This is a genomic window from Chryseobacterium sp. 'Rf worker isolate 10' (assembly GCF_050753305.1).
GTDB lineage: Bacteria > Bacteroidota > Bacteroidia > Flavobacteriales > Weeksellaceae > Chryseobacterium.
On the sequence record NZ_JBOZOF010000002.1, the window covers coordinates 176,925 to 196,018 of the forward strand.

16 protein-coding genes, 7 tRNA genes and 1 other RNA gene are annotated in these 19,094 nt (G+C 35.6%); 18 read left to right on the forward strand and 6 right to left on the reverse strand.

The genetic code is table 11. The annotated features are described in order from the left end of the window. Window positions 1–109: 109 nt before the first annotated feature. From hutI to LKL37_RS10820, 3 genes are all read left to right on the forward strand, one after another. A complete protein-coding gene (gene hutI, locus LKL37_RS10810) occupies window positions 110–1,333 on the forward strand; it encodes an imidazolonepropionase (protein ID WP_431610593.1) in 1,224 nt (407 codons plus the stop codon). A gap of 88 nt (window positions 1,334–1,421) precedes the next feature. After that, window positions 1,422–2,342, forward strand: a complete 921-nt coding sequence (gene hutG / locus LKL37_RS10815; protein ID WP_431610594.1) for a formimidoylglutamase — start codon at window positions 1,422–1,424, stop codon at window positions 2,340–2,342. 138 nt (window positions 2,343–2,480) lie between these two features. Further along, entirely contained in the window at window positions 2,481–3,773 is a 1,293-nt protein-coding gene (locus tag LKL37_RS10820; protein WP_431610595.1) for an aldehyde dehydrogenase family protein, read from the forward strand. Between the two features lie 128 nt (window positions 3,774–3,901). Here LKL37_RS10820 and pyk read toward each other — a convergent pair whose 3' ends face one another. From pyk to LKL37_RS10845, 5 genes are read right to left on the reverse strand one after another with little or no spacing between them, the layout of a single operon-like run. Next, on the reverse strand, window positions 3,902–5,347 hold the full coding sequence (gene pyk / locus LKL37_RS10825) for a pyruvate kinase (RefSeq protein WP_431610596.1): 1,446 nt from the start codon (window positions 5,345–5,347) through the stop codon (window positions 3,902–3,904). Further along, window positions 5,340–5,813, reverse strand: coding sequence for an IPExxxVDY family protein (locus LKL37_RS10830; RefSeq protein WP_431610597.1), 474 nt, complete (start codon window positions 5,811–5,813; stop codon window positions 5,340–5,342). Before LKL37_RS10830 ends, pyk begins: the two co-directional genes overlap by 8 nt. Further along, window positions 5,791–6,555, reverse strand: coding sequence for a ribonuclease III (rnc, locus tag LKL37_RS10835; RefSeq protein WP_431610598.1), 765 nt, complete (start codon window positions 6,553–6,555; stop codon window positions 5,791–5,793). Before rnc ends, LKL37_RS10830 begins: the two co-directional genes overlap by 23 nt. 9 nt (window positions 6,556–6,564) lie before the next feature. Further along, window positions 6,565–7,809, reverse strand: coding sequence for a beta-ketoacyl-ACP synthase II (gene fabF, locus LKL37_RS10840; RefSeq protein WP_431610599.1), 1,245 nt, complete (start codon window positions 7,807–7,809; stop codon window positions 6,565–6,567). 34 nt (window positions 7,810–7,843) lie between these two features. Then, window positions 7,844–8,083: an acyl carrier protein gene (locus LKL37_RS10845; protein WP_002976354.1), complete on the reverse strand. Its 240-nt coding sequence runs from the start codon at window positions 8,081–8,083 to the stop codon at window positions 7,844–7,846. A 630-nt stretch (window positions 8,084–8,713) separates the two neighbouring features. Here LKL37_RS10845 and LKL37_RS10850 point away from each other — a divergent pair. Continuing rightward, a complete protein-coding gene (locus tag LKL37_RS10850) occupies window positions 8,714–10,066 on the forward strand; it encodes a hypothetical protein (protein ID WP_431610600.1) in 1,353 nt (450 codons plus the stop codon). 668 nt (window positions 10,067–10,734) lie between these two features. Beyond that, on the forward strand, window positions 10,735–12,168 hold the full coding sequence (locus LKL37_RS10855; RefSeq protein WP_431610601.1) for a transcriptional regulator: 1,434 nt from the start codon (window positions 10,735–10,737) through the stop codon (window positions 12,166–12,168). Between the two features lie 72 nt (window positions 12,169–12,240). Here the strand turns inward: LKL37_RS10855 and ssrA are convergent. Then, window positions 12,241–12,642, reverse strand: a transfer-messenger RNA (tmRNA) gene (gene ssrA / locus LKL37_RS10860). Window positions 12,643–12,911: 269 nt separating this feature from the next. Here ssrA and rpsU point away from each other — a divergent pair. The 13 genes from rpsU to LKL37_RS10925 all read left to right on the forward strand — a co-directional run bounded on the left by rpsU (window position 12,912) and on the right by LKL37_RS10925 (window position 19,091). Then, a complete protein-coding gene (rpsU, locus tag LKL37_RS10865) occupies window positions 12,912–13,109 on the forward strand; it encodes a 30S ribosomal protein S21 (protein ID WP_047379266.1) in 198 nt (65 codons plus the stop codon). Between the two features lie 78 nt (window positions 13,110–13,187). Further along, entirely contained in the window at window positions 13,188–14,075 is an 888-nt protein-coding gene (locus tag LKL37_RS10870; RefSeq protein ID WP_431611210.1) for a tyrosine-type recombinase/integrase, read from the forward strand. Next, complete coding sequence (locus LKL37_RS10875; protein ID WP_431610602.1) at window positions 14,072–14,362, forward strand: HPF/RaiA family ribosome-associated protein; 291 nt, start codon at window positions 14,072–14,074, stop codon at window positions 14,360–14,362. The genes LKL37_RS10870 and LKL37_RS10875 overlap by 4 nt, the downstream gene beginning before the upstream one ends. Before the next feature lie 109 nt (window positions 14,363–14,471). Then, a tRNA-Thr gene (locus LKL37_RS10880) sits at window positions 14,472–14,545 on the forward strand. Between the two features lie 20 nt (window positions 14,546–14,565). Next, a tRNA-Tyr gene (locus tag LKL37_RS10885) sits at window positions 14,566–14,646 on the forward strand. A gap of 85 nt (window positions 14,647–14,731) precedes the next feature. Then, window positions 14,732–14,804: transfer RNA gene (locus LKL37_RS10890), tRNA-Gly, on the forward strand. Between the two features lie 89 nt (window positions 14,805–14,893). After that, window positions 14,894–14,967: transfer RNA gene (locus LKL37_RS10895), tRNA-Thr, on the forward strand. A 20-nt stretch (window positions 14,968–14,987) separates the two neighbouring features. Further along, window positions 14,988–15,068, forward strand: a tRNA-Tyr gene (locus LKL37_RS10900). An 85-nt stretch (window positions 15,069–15,153) separates the two neighbouring features. Further along, window positions 15,154–15,226, forward strand: a tRNA-Gly gene (locus LKL37_RS10905). A gap of 42 nt (window positions 15,227–15,268) precedes the next feature. Continuing rightward, a tRNA-Thr gene (locus LKL37_RS10910) sits at window positions 15,269–15,340 on the forward strand. Window positions 15,341–15,601: 261 nt separating this feature from the next. Beyond that, window positions 15,602–16,282, forward strand: coding sequence for a response regulator transcription factor (locus tag LKL37_RS10915; RefSeq protein ID WP_431610603.1), 681 nt, complete (start codon window positions 15,602–15,604; stop codon window positions 16,280–16,282). Further along, entirely contained in the window at window positions 16,283–17,647 is a 1,365-nt protein-coding gene (locus LKL37_RS10920; RefSeq protein WP_431610604.1) for an ATP-binding protein, read from the forward strand. 202 nt (window positions 17,648–17,849) lie between these two features. Beyond that, window positions 17,850–19,091, forward strand: a complete 1,242-nt coding sequence (locus LKL37_RS10925) for a TolC family protein (protein ID WP_431610606.1) — start codon at window positions 17,850–17,852, stop codon at window positions 19,089–19,091. Window positions 19,092–19,094: the final 3 nt, after the last annotated feature.

The window sequence follows — 19,094 nt, forward strand, 5'->3', positions numbered from 1 at the left end:
AGAGGAGAAATTATTAATAAAAATTAATAAAATTTTGACTGTTTAGCAGACAAGTACTGATTTGATGAATTAATCAACTGACTCTAAACATCGCACTAACTTTAAAATAATGAAATTAATAGGACCATTTAAGCAGGTGGTAACGCTTGCTAACTTACCATTAAGAGGAAAACTTTCCGACGAGCAGCTGGAAATTATTGTAGACGGAGGAATTGTAGTAGATCAGAATACCATTCAGAAAGTTGGAAATTTTGAAACATTAAAAACAGAAAATCCCAGCATAGAAATTGAACAGATTGAAGGAGAACAGGTTGTTCTTCCTGCCTTTGTAGATTCACACACTCATATTTGTTTCGGAGGAAACCGCGCTAATGATTTTGCCATGCGTAATGCAGGGAAAACCTATCTGGAAATTGCAGAAAGCGGCGGCGGAATCTGGAGTTCTGTACAACACACAAGAAATGCTTCAGAAGAAGAATTACTGAAAACTTTGATAGAAAGAATCAACTTTTTGGTTGATTTGGGAATTACTACTATTGAAGTGAAGAGCGGTTACGGTCTGGATGTGGAAAATGAGCTGAAAATGCTTAGAATTATTAAAAAAGCCCAGGAGGCAACTAACGCAACTTTAGTTCCTACCTGTCTTTCTGCCCATTTAAAACCAAGAGATTTTGAAGGAAGCAATCCGGAATATCTTGAATATATCATCACAGAAATTTTGCCGAAAGTAAAAGGAGAAGGATTGGCAAGCAGAGTAGATATCTTTATCGAGAAGTCGGCTTTTCAGCCTGAAGAAAGTAAAGAATTCTTGCTTAAAGCAAAAACATTAGGTTTTGAAATTACCGTACATGCAGATCAGTTTACCCCCGGAAGCTCAAGAATTGCAGTAGAAGTGGGAGCGAAGTCTGCAGACCATCTGGAAGCAACAATAGATGAAGATATTCAATTTCTGGCAGAATCCAATACCGTGGCAACAGCTCTTCCGGGAGCAAGCTTAGGACTGGGAGAGAAATTTACTCCCGCAAGAAAATTATTAGATGCAGGAGCTATTGTAGCGATTGCAAGTGACTGGAATCCCGGTTCAGCTCCGATGGGAAATTTAATTACCCAGGCATCTATTTTGGCTGCTTTCCAGAAGCTTACTACTGCTGAAGTGTTGGCAGGAATGACTTTCCGTGCTGCATATGCTTTGAATCTTGAAGACAGAGGACAATTGGAAGCAGGGAAAAAAGCAGATTTTGTCACATTCAAAACCAATAATTTCCAAAATGTACTTTATAATCAGGGAAGCTTAAAAGCTGAACATGTGTACATTGATGGGAATCTGATTTAAAATTATACATTAACCATATTTGCTCTTTAATCAGCAGGTTCCAAATTGCTGCTGATTGAAGGACAGACAATAGGCACATGACTGAATAATGAGTAACATTTGGCAAGGCAGATTGGACGGAGAAGAACTTCTCTATCACAGATTATTTCAAAGAGTAAAAGAAGAGCGTAATTACGACAACATCTCTATAGGAGATTTTGCATTGCATGGTTTTGCTGTAGATGAAGGAGTAAGAAGAAACAAAGGCCGTCAGGGAGCCAAAGATGCTCCGGATGTGATCAGGAAAAATATGTCTAATTTTCCGGTGATTCTTCCTGACTTTTCAATGCTGGATTTTGGGAATGTTACCTGTGAAGACGGCAATCTGGAAAATACGCAGAATAATCTTGCCAAAAATGTCTCAAAAGTACTTTTAAAAGGAGGAAAATCTCTTGTGCTTGGTGGTGGCCACGAAGTTACGTATGCTCATTATTTAGGCGTAAAAACAGCCTTTCCGGAACAGAAAATAGGCATTATTAATATCGATGCTCATTTTGATAACAGACAGCCTGAAAAAGGAGTAGGACCAAGCTCAGGAACCGGATTCTGGCAGATTGCTCAGGAAGGCCCAATCAATTCTCTGCATATTGGAATTCAGAGAAATTCCAATACGTTGAAGCTTTTTGATACAGCCCATCAGTATGGAATGAAATACATCCTGGCAGACGAATTATTTTTTGAAAATCTTACATCCATCTATCAGCGTATTGATGAATTGCTGGACAGTGTAGATTATGCCTATCTTACTATTTGTATGGACGTCTTTAATGCATCAATTGCTCCCGGAGTGTCGGCAGCAGCATATAATGGTATCTTTGCAGATACAGCTTTTATGCATTTTTACAGACATATCTTAAAAAATAAAAAATTGCTGGCATTGGATGTTGCAGAAGTTAATCCTTCTTTCGATATCCAGGACAGAACAGCAAGACTGGCAGCATGTCTTGTGAATGAATGGCTAATGATTTAAGATAAAGTTATATTCTTCCGATAGAGAAAATCATTATTTTATTGACCCTTAAGGAATGGAATTTGCTGATTTCACCGTGCTTTTAAAATAAAAGCGCTCATAAATTCATTAGCTGAATTTAAAACAGAAATTTATATTATGGAACAATTAATTGAAAGCAAGCTTATTAAAGCAGATAAAGCGTTTTCAGTGTGGAGAAAAGTGCCGTTTGAGGAAAGGCAGAAGTTAATTGCAAAAGCAGCAGAAATTTTAAAGAATAATTCGGAGAAATTTGGTAGAATAATTACAACAGAAATGAATAAACCCATTTCAGAATCGATTGCTGAAGTGGAAAAGTGCGCTTTAATGATGAATTATTATGCCGCGGCTGAAAATATTTTAAAACCCGAAAAAGTAGAGTCAGAATTTGCTTATTCTGAAGTTCACTATGCTCCGAAAGGAGTAATCTTAGGCGTAATGCCGTGGAACTTTCCTTTTTGGCAGGTACTGAGATTTGCAACTCCTGCAATTTTAGCTGGAAATACAATCGTTTTAAAACATGCTTCAATTTGTTTCGGAAGTGGAAACGCCATTGAAGAAGTTCTTCTGGAGGCAGGTTTTCCGGAAGGGATTTTTCAGAATCTTGAAGTAGGACATCAAGCTGTAAAGGAAATCCTTGAACATGATGCTGTAAAAGGAGTAAGCCTTACAGGTAGCGGAAAAGCTGGAGGAGAAGTAGCTTCAATCGCTGGTTTAAATATCAAAAAATCTTTGCTTGAATTAGGTGGAAGTGATGCTTTTATCATTTTCGAAGATGCCAATTTTGAGGAAGCAGCAAAAGCTGGAGCAAAATCCAGACTTCAAAATTGCGGACAAACCTGTACTGCGGCAAAAAGATTTATTATTGATGAAAAAATCGAAGATAAGTTTTTACCTATATTCATTGAAGAATATAAAAAATATGAGATTGGAGATCCTTTAGATAAAGAAACAAAACTGGCAGGAATGGCAAGACCGGATCTTGCTGATGAACTGGAAGCTCAGTTCAACAGAGCATTGGAAAGTGGTGCGGAAATTATCATTCCTTTGGAAAGAGTTTCTGAAAATGAATTTAAACCAGGTTTAATCAGAGTTCAGGAAGGAAACCCAATTTTAAAAGAAGAACTTTTCGGACCTCTGGGTATGGTTATGATTGCAAAAACTGATGCAGAAGCTTTACAGATGGCGAATGATATTCCTTTTGGACTTTCCAATTCTGTATGGACTAAAAATACGGATCGTCAGTTATTCTTTATTGAAAACCTTGAATCTGGAACCGTTAATATCAACAGAATGACAAGTTCTGATCCACGTTTTCCATTTGGAGGATCAAAAGCTTCAGGATATGGAACAGAGCTGTCTCTATTAGCTTTAAAAGAATTTGTAACCGCTAAGACGATTGTAGGTAATTAAGATCTGCGAATAGATTATAAATAAAAAACTCCCGAAAATTGATTTCCGGGAGTTTTTTTATCTGTTTGGGCAAAAAGTAATTTTGCTTATTGCTTATTGCTTATTGCTTATTGCTTATTGCTTATTGCTTATACTGTAGTCAATCTCAATGTATTTGTCTTTCCTCCTTCATATGATGGAGTAGCATTGATGTTGATTACAAAGTCTCCGGATTCAATATAACCGTAGTTATGCGTTAACATATTTACCTGGATGATTGTTTCGTCAGTAGACTTTTTCATATCGTAATAATAGGCGTGAACACCCCAAAGAAGATTCAGCATAGCGATTACTCTTCTGTTGCCACTGTATACAATGATATGAGAATTTGGTCTGTGTGCCGCAAGCTGGAAAGCTGTATAACCGGAATGAGTAAGTGTTACGATAGCAGAAACATTTGTTGTTTTTGCAATTCTTACTGCTGCAAGACAAACCCTGTTTGTAATGAATCTCTCATCAATACAGTTATAATCTTTCTCGATTGGCTCATTTTTGTGCTGGTAAAAATGAGTAGTTTCGATATTCTTTACAATTTTAGCCATGTTTTCCACAACCTGTACCGGATATCTACCTACGGAAGTTTCCCCGGAAAGCATTACCGCATCAGCTCCGTCCAATACAGAGTTGGCAACGTCATTTACCTCTGCTCTTGTTGGCGTTAAGCTATTGATCATAGTTTCCATCATCTGGGTAGCGATGATCACCGGCTTAGAATAGAATCTTGCTTTTTCTACAAGGTTTTTCTGGATAGCAGGAACTTCTTCCATTGGAACTTCCACTCCAAGGTCTCCACGAGCTACCATTAATCCATCACATTCAAGAAGGATTTCCTCGATATTTTTAACACCTTCAGGCTTTTCAATCTTCGCAATGATCGGCGTTTTGAATTTACCGTTTGGATGGTTTGCAATTAATTCTTTTAGGTCAATGATGTCCTGGGCATGACGTACGAAAGAAAGAGCAATCCAGTCAACTTCCATGTCAAGCATGAAATTAGCATCCTGAACATCCTTTTCTGTCAAAGCGGGAAGAGAAACATTCGTATTAGGTAGATTCACTCCTTTTTTAGAACTTAAAGGACCTCCTTGAATGGTTTTTGCTTTTACAGTATCTTTTTCATTGGTTTCGATAACTTCCAACATTAGTTTCCCATCATCAATAAGGATTCTTTCCCCTACTTTTACATCTTGTGGAAACTGTTGGTACGTCATGTACACCTTAGTGGAATCTCCCTCCATCTTTTCATTGGTGAAGGTAAGAATATCACCTGGATTCAGGTAAGACCCTTCCTTTACAACTCCCACTCTCAGCTTAGGGCCCTGAAGATCTCCCAGAATTCCTACTGAATAACCATACTCGCTGTTGAGCTCTCTAATTATTTCAATATTTGTTCGAACTAAGTCGTAATCTGCATGGGAAAAATTTATTCTGAAAATATCAACACCCGCTTTCATTAAATCTAACATTACCTCCTTCGACGATGAAGCAGGCCCTAGTGTTGCGATAATTTTTGTCTTCTTTAAATACTTATTCATAATACTGGATAATTTGATAAAGTTCCTCTTCAGAACTCAGTGTATAATCTTGAATTGGAAACACAAGATTTTCAGGGAGCAAAATTACGGAAAAATCAGGAAACTGTTCCGAACTATGCAGAATATATTCCACATCTACCTGATTATTTAATAAAAATTTAATGTTTTCTTCTTCTGTAAAGAGTTCTGTCTGAATTTTTTTTTGCTTACTTTCAGAAGATTTATTTGAAATGAAGGTAAAACCGGTCTTTGAAAACTTGTGGTAGGCCTCATATCTTGGGAAAAAATAATCATAATACCCTCCATGAAAGACAAGATCTTTCTTTCTTGAAAAACAGAGGTTGTTTGTTTGATTTATTTTGTAGAAAAACTCATGAGCAGGTATATCTTTGGCTAATCTTACCAATCCTATGGCAATATCTTCAAATTCTATATCATCAAGATCATAAAGTTTTTGAATTTCCAAGTATATTTTCTTTTTTATTTAAAATATAAAATGCCCTCTGTGCTGCCTTTTCCTCTGCTTTCTTTTTGGAAGTCTCCGCTGCATTAGCAATTTTTTCGTCTCCCAGCCATACATGGCACCTAAATACGACAGATTTATTAGCTTGTATTTCCTCGCAGGTTTCGTATTTTATATTCACCTTCTTCTTCTGGCTCCATTCGAGCAGGAGACCTTTATAGCTTACAATTTTGTTTTCAAGCTTATTGATTTCGGAAGGGGTCAGCAATTTTTCCAAAATAATCCTTTTGCAGGTATCATAATGGAAGTCTAAATAAACGGCACCGATTAAGGCTTCAAATAAATTTCCAGAGATATTCTCGCCCAAAGCCGAAGAACTGTTTTGCTTTTGCAAAAGGGTGGTAAGCTTGAGGTCTTCTCCTAATTTATTGAGGTTTTTCCTATTAACAATCTTAGATTTCATCTGTGTCAGATATCCCTCATTAGCCTGAGGATAGGTCTGGAACAAATGACAAGAAATAATTGTACCCAAAACAGAATCTCCCAAAAATTCAAGTCTTTCGTAGTTGCTGTCTTGATTTTTAGAAGAATTTTTCAAAGAAAAAGCCTCGCGGTAAAGAGCGATATTTTGTACCTCTGTACCCAATACTTTTTTAAGCTCGGTACTGAGAAAATACTCTCTCTCCGTTAGTTGTCTTTTTCTTTTTTTGAGAAGGAATTTAGAAAAGTATTTCTGTAACTCCATTCATTGAATTTAGATTTTCTTAAATAGAACGCAAGCGTTATGCCCGCCAAATCCAAAAGTATTGCTCATGGCTACTTTTACATCTTTCTTCACAGCTGTGTTAAACGTAAAGTTTAGTCTGCTGTCAATATTTTCATCATCAGTAAAATGGTTGATGGTAGGAGGAACAGTACCATGAATAATAGTTCCTAATGCAGCAATAGCTTCAATGACACCTGCAGCTCCTAAAAGGTGACCAGTCATTGATTTTGTAGAATTAATCTGAATGTCATAAGCATGCTCGCCTAATAATTTTGAGATTGCATTGGATTCTGCGATGTCTCCTAATGGAGTAGAAGTACCATGCATATTGATATGATCTACTTCATCAGCAGTTAAGCCTGCGTCTTCCAGACAACTCTTCATTACCAGATAAGCACCAAGGCCTTCAGGATGTGGGGCGGTCATGTGATGTGCATCAGCACTTAAACCTCCTCCTAATAATTCTGCATAAATTGTAGCACCACGTTTTACAGCGTGCTCATATTCTTCAAGAATAATAGTTCCCGCTCCTTCACCTAACACAAATCCATCTCTGTCTTTGTCAAAAGGTCTTGAAGCTGTTTGGGGATCATCATTTCTTGTAGAAAGTGCCATCATTGCATTAAATCCACCGACACCACTTGCTGTAACGGCTGCTTCAGAGCCTCCGCACACAATAACGTCTGCTTTTCCCAACTGGATCAGCATTTTGGAATCAATTATAGCGTTTGCTGAAGATGCACATGCAGATACAGTAGTGTAATTAGGTCCGTGGAAACCATACTCAATAGAGATATGTCCTGGAGTGATATCCGCAATCATTTTCGGAATAAAGAACGGGTTGAATCTCGGAATTTCCGTATTGGCCCATCCTAACACTTCAGTTTCAAAAGTCTCTAATCCTCCGATTCCGGAACCCCAGATTACTCCAACTCTGTTTTTATCTACATTATCTTCAATAATTCCAGAATGTGCTACTGCTTCTCTGGCAGCAACAAGCCCCAATTGAGTGTTTCGGTCCATTTTTTTAGCTTCTTTCTTATCGAAATGCTGTAACGGATCGAAATTTTTCACTTCGCAAGCGAACTTTGTTTTAAAGTTTGTGGCATCAAAAAGAGTAATCGGAGCGGCACCGCTCTCACCTTTTACAAGATTTTCCCAGTATTCTTTTGCATTATTTCCTATTGGTGTTATTGCTCCAAATCCGGTTACAACTACTCTTTTTAATTCCATAAACTTTGTTTAATTTCTTTTTTGTTGAAGAATATTATTTATTTACTACTTCTTCGATGTAAGCGATAGCGTGTCCTACAGTAGTAATTTTTTCAGCTTGGTCATCAGGGATCTGAATATTAAATTCTTTTTCAAATTCCATGATTAACTCAACTGTATCTAGTGAATCAGCTCCTAAATCGTTAGTGAAGCTAGCTTCAGGAGTTACTTCTGTTTCTTCAACGTCAAGCTTATCAGCGATGATAGCTTTTACTCTTGATGCAATGTCTGACATAGTAAATTATTTTTTTAATTGTTAGATGGTGCAAATATATAAAATTCTTTACGATAAAACATTTTTTTAGTCTTTTTTGTGGACTAGAAGCTTTCATTTTAGATTGTTTGGTTTTAGTCTTTTAGTTTTCAGATGGTTATGTTAAGATGTCTGTTGGTGCGAAATTGAAAAGTCAATGATTAAAATAATACCATCTGTTTTTTAAGCTCCTATTTTCTTTATTTATCATCATTTTATTAATTTGAAATGATTTCAGTATTCCAAAACCTGAATTGTTTCTCATAAAATCTATACACTATTGTAAGATGATATTCTGTTCTTGTGCAGTAGTGGTTAATCTGTCTTTTAATTTGAAAAATTCATTTTTAATGAGAATATCAGCTTCTAAAATGATCTTATATTCTAGATTTTTAAAGTTCAATTTTAATAATTAAAAGAAAGGCTTATCATTTTGACTGAGTTGGTTAATGTTATGTGTTGTTGAATAATTGTTTTGATTTTCAATAAGTTGTGAAACTGGCGTAGATTTGAAGTAGTGCTTTTTTTGCATGTTGTCTGTATTTGAAATTTACTTTGCCAAAAATTATTCAAACAAAAAAGTTTAGTAAACAACTTTTAATTTCAAACACTATGACGAAAAAATTATTACTAGCAGCAACTATTGCTGTCTCCTCTATTGCGTATGGACAGGTCGGAATCAATACTACAACTCCTAAAGCAACGCTGGACGTAACATCCGCTCCTGCAGATCTTACAAAAACTGATGGTTTTATTGCTCCAAGATTAACAGGAGCTGAACTTAAAGCAAAAGATGCCAATTATGATGTTCCACAAACCGGAACTATTATTTATGTTACTCAGGCATTACTCCCCGTTGATACAACAACCAAAACAGCCAATGTAACTGCTGTTGGTTACTATTATTTTGATGGTAGTTTATGGAAAACCTTAACAAGCGGAGGGCAAGAACCCTGGAATGTTTCAGGAACCAGTACCCAGGCTTCTGCCAATACCCAAAATATTTATCAGATGGGTAAAATAGGAATAGGAATTGATCCCGGAGCTTCACCAACTGCTAATCTTCAGGTTATGGAATTTATAAACTCAGGAGATCCGGGAAATTCAATGGGTGTTGACAATAATTTGATTAGTAATAGGTTAGGGTCTAAGATTGGATTCAATAATCAAATTTATGACAGTTCTACATCTGGATCATTTTCAACCTATGGATTGAATAACTCTATTACTGCATCATCGGCATCTTCAGGGTCTTCTTCTTATTATGGGGTGAATAACTCAATTAGCCTTAGCGATAGAAATATATCTCAAATGTATGCTTTTAATACCTCGCCAAATATTATTGCAAACACTAATGATATTACAGCATCGTATATCAGATCTTATAATACTATTTTATCTGCCAATACAGCTGCTGGAAAATCACTTACTGTAAGCGGTGATATAAAAGGAGCACAAATGCGGGTAACTCTTGCAGGAGCGGGTAATATAACCTCTTTTGAAGCTATGGGTATTGATGCTGCTTTGTATACTCAGGGTACGGGGGTTAGAAATATTACTTATGGAGCAGGATTGAGAAGCCAGATTAATTTGACAGGAACCGCGGCCAATAATAAATTTACCAATCTTTATGGGCTTCACATTAATAGAGCTGCAAGGAATGCTACTCCTGCTAATGCATATGGTATTTATATTGACGACTTTACTTTTACCGGAGGAACAGCAGCGACTAGTTATAACTTATATTCTAAAGGGGTGGATACCAAAAACTATTTCGAAGGAAGAGTGGGTATTGGGGTTAATGCTCCTGCTGCGCCACTTCATGTAGTAAAGCAGGCAGCAGATCTTACGCCTGCATTGATTGAGGGATGTAGTGATCTTCCAGATAATGCAGCCGCCATAGCAGCGGGGTTACCTATTGGGGCGTTGTACAGAACAGGTGATTTTATAAAAGTGGTACACTAATTCTGGATTTTTTTTTCATTTTTTACATATGTGTATTTGAATAGTGGCTGCTATGGCAGCCACTATTTTAAATTCTAAACAAAACTATGATCAGAATAAATAATAAAAAAAAGGTGGATCGTTGGATGTATTTTTATTTTTTCAGTATTGTATTAGGATTCTTTATATTGATAATATTCAATTTACTTTTTGTAAGTTTCTTATATTTATATTGTATTCAGGTTATTGTCTGTGTAATAATCATTTTTTTTCTGTTTCTGCTGCTTAATCTGAGATATATTGAAATAGAAAATTCTGAAGCAGTATTCAGTATAAAAGAATTTCATCCAATACGTATAGGATCCCTGTTGATGTTTTACAGGCAGGTAGAAATTCCTTTAACTGAAATTCATTCTGCCAAAGTGGATTTTGCTGCAAAAAAACTTTTGATTTTTATTAAAAGTAAAACTGCCGGAAAAGTAGTAATCCAAATTTTTGTATTACAGTATATGAAAGAGGAGCATTTACGTAAAATCAATAAATCTCTGGAAGATTCATTGCGGTGATTCATCATAAAATATTTCCTTTTATTCATTTGCTGTTTTAGGTTGCAAATTAAATTATAGAGGTTTATTTAAAGTGAAGTCTTTTTTTTAACTTTACTTATATCATAAATATGCATTAATACTATGCTAAAGAAAATACTTTTTCTGCTTTTCACAGTTTCTGTTTCTGTACATCTTTTAGGACAAAAATATACTCCAAAAGAAATAGATAGTCTTAGTAAAATAGCGGCTTTTAGTATGACCAATAAAAAGGAAGCTTTACAACTGCTTCTTAAATATGTTGATATTGCTGGTGAAGGTGGGTATGAGAAAGAAGAAATGTATGCAATGTATCGTGCTTTAACTGTTTATTATGATCTGGCAGAATACGAAAAACTGATAGAATATTCTCTAAAACTGGAAGATTATGCTCATAAACTTGGTTATCCGTTTTTTGAAATGCTGGCTATTCGTATGAGGGCAATATCTTATATGAAGTTGGGAGTTTATAATAAATCGGAAAGTTTGTTTAAGCAAGCCCTTGAAAAAGCATCAAAACTAAAAGGAGATGAGATGTTTGCTGGAAAAGGATCATTGTTTAGTGATCTGGTTATTCTCAAAAGTGAAATGAGGCTACCTTATGATAAAAGTACATTAGTTTATCTTAAAGAAAGTTTGAAGTGGTATAACAAAATGCAGGATAAAGATAAAAAAGAAATATCCTTAATTTCAATGTATTCTAATATAGGGATGTATTTTTCCGAAGTTCATCAACTTGATTCTGCACGTTACTATAGCCGCAAAGCATTGAGGCTTTCCATCTCAAGAAAAGATACGGTAAATGTGGGTTTTATTTTTAGTAATATGGGTTCTTATTATTATAAGAGTGATAAACAGGATAGTGCTCTTTTCTATTTAAAGAAAGCTTTACCTATTACAAAATTGAGTGCAAGACCTTATCAATTGAAGGATGTTTATGATAACCTGGCTCTTGTTTATGAAAAACGAAAAGATTATAAAAATTCTTTGTTTTACAGAGATAAATATAAAAAACTTGATGACAGCTTGCGTAATGTTGAAAAAATGGCTGTAAATAAAGAATCAATACGGGATAATGAAAAAAGCAAAAAGCAATCCGGTAGATTTTATCTTATTTTAGGCTTTACTTTAAGCGTCTTATTGATCATGGTCTATTATGCCGTAAGATACTTTAAAAGATACCGAAAAGAAAGAAAGGAGAAGAAACAAAAGGAAGTGGTGATTTCTGATTTGGAAGATAAAATGAATGATGCTTTTGAAGAAGTAGTTCAATTAGCAAAATCAGATGATCCTGCTTTTCTTCCAAGATTTAAAGAGATTTATCCGGAGTTTTATAAAAAACTATCAGAAACGTATCCTTTTCTCACTTCAGGACAGCTTAAATTTTGTGCATTGCTCCGGCTCAATTTTTCTACAAAAGAAATTGCTCATTATAATCACCTGACTATTCGGGGAATTGAAACCAAAAAAAACAGATTAAGAAAACAACTGGATATTCCTTCGAATGAAGACCTCAATAACTGGATGATGAAATTTTGAAAATTTCGTTTTAATATCTATATGGTATAATAAAATAAAAAAAGGACCTTGAAAAAGGACCTTTTTTATTAAAAGTGGAGTTGGAGGGATTCGAACCCTCGTCCAAACAAGCAATACATAAGCTTTCTACATGCTTATTCTACCATTAATTTTCGACTGAAAGCAGAGGATAGACACCCAACTTCCGGCTTATCTTCTGAAGTTTTCGAGCTTTAGCCAAAGCTTCTAAAGCCTTATTTCCGCATTCCTATATCCCAGGATCAAACGCCGCAGAACAGAGCATTTGTGGAATATCTTGCTTCCCTACTGAAATCTTCGGGAAAACGCTTGATCTACTATACTTCGATATTAAGCTGCAAGAGCGAACTCTTCGTTGCCAGTTAAAATTTTGTAGCAAGGGATTATAGAGATCGCGCTACGGTTCTCTGCATGCTTACTTACCCATTGGTCTTGCTGTCGAAACCAGTCAACCCCATGAATAAAGTGAATGCAAAGGTAATGCTTTTTGTTTACATTTCATTAATATGGATGATTTTAATGATAATGGTATGTAGAGTAACAGGTTGAAGATGTCAGGACCTGAATATTTTAATGATTGTGGATAAAAATATTATTATACGTTAACTACCTTTAATACTGGGTTTATTGAAATATTTGAGGTAGAGTAGCGGTTCTTTATGGCAATATATTTTGTGTTGTAAAAAAAAATGTCTAGTTTTGCAATCCAAAATGAGATGTAAAATATGTTAATAATTCCAGTTAAAGATGGTGAATCCATCGACAGAGCTTTAAAGAAATACAAGAGAAAATTTGATAAAACAGGTACTGTTCGTCAATTAAGATCTAGACAGGCTTTTATCAAGCCTTCTGTAACTTTGAGACAATCTAGGCTGAAAGCTGCTTATAAGCAAAGAGCACTTAGCAAAGAAGAGCAGGCTTAAGATTTTTTCTTAACCATATATTAATTCACTTCTTAAATTCTTATATTTGAGGAGTGAATTTTTATTTTTATACCTATGATGCTGGAAAAGTTTTTAGAATACTTACAATTCGAAAAAAGATATTCTCCCCACACTGTTACAAGCTACAAAAAAGACCTTGAAGACTTTTCCCATTTCTTTCTCCGAACAGAATCTTCCAATGATTTAGCCAAAGCAGACAAGAAAATTATACGAAATTTTATTGTTGAACTAAGCGAAAACAGTATTTCCAAAAGAAGTATCAATAGAAAATTATCCTCGCTCCGTAGTTTTTATCTTTTTCTTTTAAAAATAGGTGAAATTAAAGTGTCTCCCACCGAAGGGATCTCTTCCCTGAAGTTTTACGCTGAAAAACAGATACCTATCTCTAAGGAGGAAATGGCGGATCTTAATGACAGGATCTTCGAACAGGTGCATGATGTGCTTGAAAAATGCATTATGGAAGTGCTTTATCAAACAGGGATGCGTAAAGCTGAGCTTTGTGGCCTGATATTTGAGAATGTTGACTTATACGGAAATGAATTAAAAGTAATAGGAAAAGGGAATAAAGAAAGGGTAATCCCTATTTCCAATGAATTGTCTGAACTTCTTGAAAGTTACCTGGAAATAAGAAATCCACAGACAGAATTTAAATCCTGTTTTTTTGTAAATAAGAAAGGGAAAAAACTCAACGAAAAATTTGTTTATGTGGTAGTTAATAAGTACCTTAGTCTTATAACAACGAAAGAAAAAAAAAGTCCTCACATCCTTCGCCATAGCTTTGCTACACACGTGTTGGATAATGGGGCGGAGATCTCCAAAGTGAAAAAAATATTAGGGCATTCCAGTCTTGCCAGTACTCAAGTCTATACGAATGCTAATATTGAACAATTGAAAAAAGTGTTTAATCAGGCTCACCCTCGAGCATCAAAAAAAGAAGAATTATGAAGATTTCAGTTCAATCAATTGGTTTAACACCACACGAACCACTAGAGTCACACATTGACAAAAAAGTAAGCAAATTAGAAACCTTTTACGACAAAATTCAGGAGTGTAAGGTATTTTTAAAAGTGGAAAATAACGCTGATAGAGCTAATAAAACAGCTGAGATTATTTTGGCGGTTCCGGGAGACGATATCGTAGTAAAGAAGACATCCTCGAGTTTTGAAGAAAGTTTGGATCTTTGTGTTGATACAGCTAAAAAGCTACTAATCAAGAAAAAAGAAATGGCTTAGGAAAAAAAGTTAAAAAAAGTTTATAAAATATTTGAGAATTCAAAAAATCCGTTCTATATTTGCACTCGCAAAAAAGGAACAGCGATCTTTTGAATTCTTTTTTATATTTGCCTCCATAGCTCAGTTGGCCAGAGCACGTGATTTGTAATCTCGGGGTCGTGGGTTCGAATCCCTCTGGAGGCTCATTTTAATATAAAATATCTGGGGAGATTCCAGAGTGGCTAAATGGGACTGACTGTAACTCAGTTGCTTCGGCTTCGTAGGTTCGAATCCTGCTCTCCCCACATTTTATATTATAAAAAACTTGCAAAATTAAATAAGTTTTTTTAGTTTTGCACAGCGTTTACCAATAGTTTTGGAAACAAAATTGCGGAAGTAGCTCAGTTGGTAGAGCGTCAGCCTTCCAAGCTGAATGTCGCGGGTTCGACCCCCGTCTTCCGCTCAAAAAAATCACCTAATAAAAGTGATTTTTTTTAACACTGAAATCTGTAGAGTAGAGTTTCTCAATCAATTTCAGTCTTTTATTAAAATGCCTCCATAGCTCAGTTGGCCAGAGCACGTGATTTGTAATCTCGGGGTCGTGGGTTCGAATCCCTCTGGAGGCTCATTTTAATATAAAATATCTGGGGAGATTCCAGAGTGGCTAAATGGGACTGACTGTAACTCAGTTGCTTCGGCTTCGTAGGTTCGAATCCTGCTCTCCCCACATTTTATATTATAAAAAACTTGCAAAATTAAATAAGTTTTTTTAGTTTTGCACAGCGTTTACCAATAGTTTTGGAAACAAAATTGCGGAAGTAGCTCAGTTGGTAGAGCGTCAGCCTTCCAAGCTGAATGTCGCGGGTTCGACCCCCGTCTTCCGCTCAACGAGAAATCACGCTACTTAGTGTGATTTTTTTAGTTAGTGCCGACTTAGCTCAGCGGTAGAGTGCTTCCTTGGTAAGGAAGAGGTCACGGGTTCAAGTCCCGTAGTTGGCTCTCAATTTTCCCGAATCTTTTCGGGAATTTTTTTTGCCCTCATTTTATTTTTTGAAAGAAAAAGATAATTTTTGTCACCGGATAATTTTATAGTTAAACATCCGCTTAGATAAAATCAGAAAATAAATTCTATCTTACTTCTTTACTCAATCTGTTTTTTGTGTATAGCAAAAAGCTGCAGAGGTGTCCTGGAAACTTTAACTTCATCTTTAGAATCACAATCGTAAAATTTTCGTTAAATTCGTGTAAAATAAAATTTTGATGAATATTCTTTTATTAGAAGATGATCTCATTCTATCTGCAGAACTTTGCAGATTTTTAGAATCCAATAATTTTAATTGTGATAAGATTTATGACGGGGAAACTTTTCTCCGCCAGATAAAAAATAATACTTACGATCTGTATCTGCTGGATATCAATGTTCCAAAAATAAATGGCCTTGATGTCTGTCAGACGATTCGTTCTTTTGACAAAAATACACCCATCATTATCATTTCTGCCTATGGAGATATCTCTGATAAAAAAGATGCCTTCACCAGACTGGCAGATGATTATCTGGTAAAGCCTTTTCAGTTTGAAGAACTTCTTTTAAGAATGAACTCCTTGTTGAGAAGAAAAGCCCCTTCTGATAATTCGGATCAGGATATTCTCAGAATTGATGATCTTATTATTAACAAAACAGAACAAAAGGTCTATCGTGGAGGAAATGAAATTACCCTTACATTAAAAGAATTTCAACTGTTGGTATACCTTGCAGAAGCCCAGGGGAGAACAGTCTCCAAACAGCAGATTACAGAACATGTGTGGGAGCACAATTTTAATACAAATACCAATACTGTAGAAGTTTATATCAATTTCCTGAGGAAAAAGATTGATAAAGATTTTAAAATAAAACTGATCCATACCCGTTCTGGATTTGGATACTACCTAAGCCCATTATAAATGTCTTTAAAAAGAAAGATAGCTTTAACGATCAGTATCGCCTTTTCATTGCTTTTTGGAATGGTGATGGCGGTCATTTATTTATCTTTTAATGATTTCCGAAGAGATGAGTTTAAAGAACGATTCAGGCAGAGGCTGGAATTCACCTCTCATTTTATCTCAAAATCCAAAGACTTTGAAGAAGAAGCACCGGTTTTCTTCAATGAAAATTCAGATAACATTCTTTTGAATGAAAAGATTTTAATTTTCAACGAAAAAAAAGAATTGATCTACAGTACAATCAAGGACCGGAATGTTACCTGGGACAGTGCAATGCTTAAAGAACTTGATAAAAAGAAGATCATCTATACGGAAAAGACGATTCCGGAGATCTATGCTGCACTCAGAACAATCAACGGTGAAAACTATTATATCCTTACAAGTGCTTTTGATACCAATGGAAAATCAAAACTGGGATATCTTAAATATCTTTTGGTTACAGCGTATGTGATGAGTACAATGCTTATTGGCTTTTTTAGTTATTATTTTGTTGAAAAGTTCCTTCGGCCGCTGGAAGACCTGAACAAAGAAATATCTGAAGTTACGGCGCATAAACTAACCACACAGATTCCTGTAGAGCAGTCCAATGATGAAGTAAGTGTTCTTGCGAAATCTTTTAATACGATGATCGGGAGGCTGGATGATGTATTTCAGTCACAAAAGGATTTTACGGCCAGTGCTTCCCATGAGATCAGAACACCTATTACGAGGATGGCGTTTCAGCTGGAGAACTTAATTAAGTTTGAAGAACATTCTCCAGAAACCTTGTCATCTTTACAACAGATTCAAAGAGATGTATATCAATTGTCAGATCTGACAAATTCACTTTTATTGCTTACAAAATTTGATAAAGAAAATATCCAGAGTATTTATGAAGAAGTGAGGGTTGATGAAGCCATCTTTGAAGCTTTTGAAGCCGTAGAGAAAAGTTATCCACAGCTGAAGCTGGATTTCATGATCAATGAAGACAGTTCAGAGAATGCTTTTCTTACGATAAAAGGAATTCAGTCACTGCTAGTGATTGTCTTTATTAATTTGTTTAAAAATGCAGCAGTATATTCAGACAATACAGAAGTGAAGGTCCTGATTACCGAAACCAATGAGAATCTTTCCGTTGAAGTGATTTCTCACGGCAATACTATTTCTGAAGAAGAGCAGACAAAACTGTTTGAAGCTTTCACAAGAGGAAATAATGCTCAGAATATATCAGGGTCAGGTTTGGGTCTTAGAATCGTTAAAAGAATTCTGGAATATCACGATGCCGATATCATCTATTCTTCTCCTGAAGACTATATGAATAAGTTTACCCTTTTTTTTAAAAAATAGATACAAAAGCCCCTAGCCTTTTGTTAAACTCCAGATTAAATTTTTATCGAAAAATTCAATAGTTGGAGAAAAATATACTTTTTTTTGTTCAATAAATTTTCGTTGAAACGGCCTGTTTAAGGCTATTTTAATATTTTTTTAATCGTCATTTAAGTTTCTTTTAATCGCATCAAAGCAATTTTGTAATTTAAAAAGAAAAATAATGAACAGAATTGCAGTGCTGTGCCTCGCCGTTTCCTCATTCGCGGCAGCACAACAGCAGATGTCTCTTTTGGATTGCGAAGAAGCTTTTCAAAAGAACAACCTCCAGCTGCTCGCCGAACAATACAATATCAATATGGCTGATGCAGATATTCTGCAGGCTAAAATATGGGAATTACCCCAACTGAGCGGACAATTCAATGCTTATAATCCCAAAGACAAAAAGTTTTTTGATGTTGGACATTCTAAAGGAGCAGGAATTACCCAGTTGATCTATATGGGTGGCAAAAAGAAAAACGAAATTGCTTTTGCCAAATCCAATAAAGAATTGGCCCAGCTTCAGTTTTCCCAACTGCTGGTGGATTTAAGATCTCAGCTCCGATCTGCCTATTACAATCTTTACTACGAAAAACTGAAACTGGAAAATACAAACAGACAGTTAGGCTATATGAATGATCTTTTAAATGCCTATCGTGTACAGTCTGCAAAAGGAAACGTTTCCCTTAAAGATGCTGTCAGATTACAGAGTATTGTGATCCAGCTGAATCATGATAAACTTGAGATCAATAAAAATATTCTGGATTTTGAACAAAGCCTAAAAGTTTTAACGGGAATTTCAGAAGAAATAGAACCTACGATATCTGAAGCTGAAGCCAAAGAAGCTCTGGCAGCGCAGCCTTTCGGGGATGAAAATGAACTGAAAAGCAAAGCGCTGGAAAATAATGCCGATTATCGTTACAACCTGAAACTTATTGATAATAGTAAACTCTATGCACAGTGGCAGAAATCATTGAATGTGCCGGATGTTACCGTAGGTGCCGCATGGGATCAGGCAGGAGGAACCTTTAATAATGAAGCGAATCTGACATTGGGAATTCCTTTGCCTTTATGGAAATCAAATCAGGGTAATGTAGTAAAAGCAAACTATGCCATTCAGCAGAACCAGAAAAATGCAGATTTTCAGAAACTGACCCTTGAAACAAAAGTTCAATCTGCCTATAAAACCTGGAAAGTACAATATGATCAGCTTCAGGATGTGAAAACTACAGATCTTCAGAATATGGAGCTTGTTTACAACGGAATGCTCACCAATTTCAGAAAAGGAAATGTCAATCTGATTGAATTCACAGATTTTATGGACAGCTATAGGGAGACAGCCCTTCAGATCTATGATATGAAAAATGAAATCATGCAGTCGGCAGAACAGCTTAATCAACTAATACAAACGAAAATCTTCTATTAAAAT

Bases quoted from the DNA above. Each gene is read 5' to 3' on its own strand.
- hutI (WP_431610593.1), top strand. From the start codon at position 110: ATGAAATTAATAGGACCATTTAAGCAGGTGGTAACGCTTGCTAACTTA.
- hutG (WP_431610594.1), top strand. From the start codon at position 1,422: ATGAGTAACATTTGGCAAGGCAGATTGGACGGAGAAGAACTTCTCTAT.
- LKL37_RS10820 (WP_431610595.1), top strand. From the start codon at position 2,481: ATGGAACAATTAATTGAAAGCAAGCTTATTAAAGCAGATAAAGCGTTT.
- pyk (WP_431610596.1), bottom strand. From the start codon at position 5,347: ATGAATAAGTATTTAAAGAAGACAAAAATTATCGCAACACTAGGGCCT.
- rnc (WP_431610598.1), bottom strand. From the start codon at position 6,555: ATGGAGTTACAGAAATACTTTTCTAAATTCCTTCTCAAAAAAAGAAAA.
- fabF (WP_431610599.1), bottom strand. From the start codon at position 7,809: ATGGAATTAAAAAGAGTAGTTGTAACCGGATTTGGAGCAATAACACCA.
- LKL37_RS10845 (WP_002976354.1), bottom strand. From the start codon at position 8,083: ATGTCAGACATTGCATCAAGAGTAAAAGCTATCATCGCTGATAAGCTT.
- LKL37_RS10850 (WP_431610600.1), top strand. From the start codon at position 8,714: ATGACGAAAAAATTATTACTAGCAGCAACTATTGCTGTCTCCTCTATT.
- LKL37_RS10855 (WP_431610601.1), top strand. From the start codon at position 10,735: ATGCTAAAGAAAATACTTTTTCTGCTTTTCACAGTTTCTGTTTCTGTA.
- rpsU (WP_047379266.1), top strand. From the start codon at position 12,912: ATGTTAATAATTCCAGTTAAAGATGGTGAATCCATCGACAGAGCTTTA.
- LKL37_RS10870 (WP_431611210.1), top strand. From the start codon at position 13,188: ATGCTGGAAAAGTTTTTAGAATACTTACAATTCGAAAAAAGATATTCT.
- LKL37_RS10875 (WP_431610602.1), top strand. From the start codon at position 14,072: ATGAAGATTTCAGTTCAATCAATTGGTTTAACACCACACGAACCACTA.
- LKL37_RS10915 (WP_431610603.1), top strand. From the start codon at position 15,602: ATGAATATTCTTTTATTAGAAGATGATCTCATTCTATCTGCAGAACTT.
- LKL37_RS10920 (WP_431610604.1), top strand. From the start codon at position 16,283: ATGTCTTTAAAAAGAAAGATAGCTTTAACGATCAGTATCGCCTTTTCA.
- LKL37_RS10925 (WP_431610606.1), top strand. From the start codon at position 17,850: ATGAACAGAATTGCAGTGCTGTGCCTCGCCGTTTCCTCATTCGCGGCA.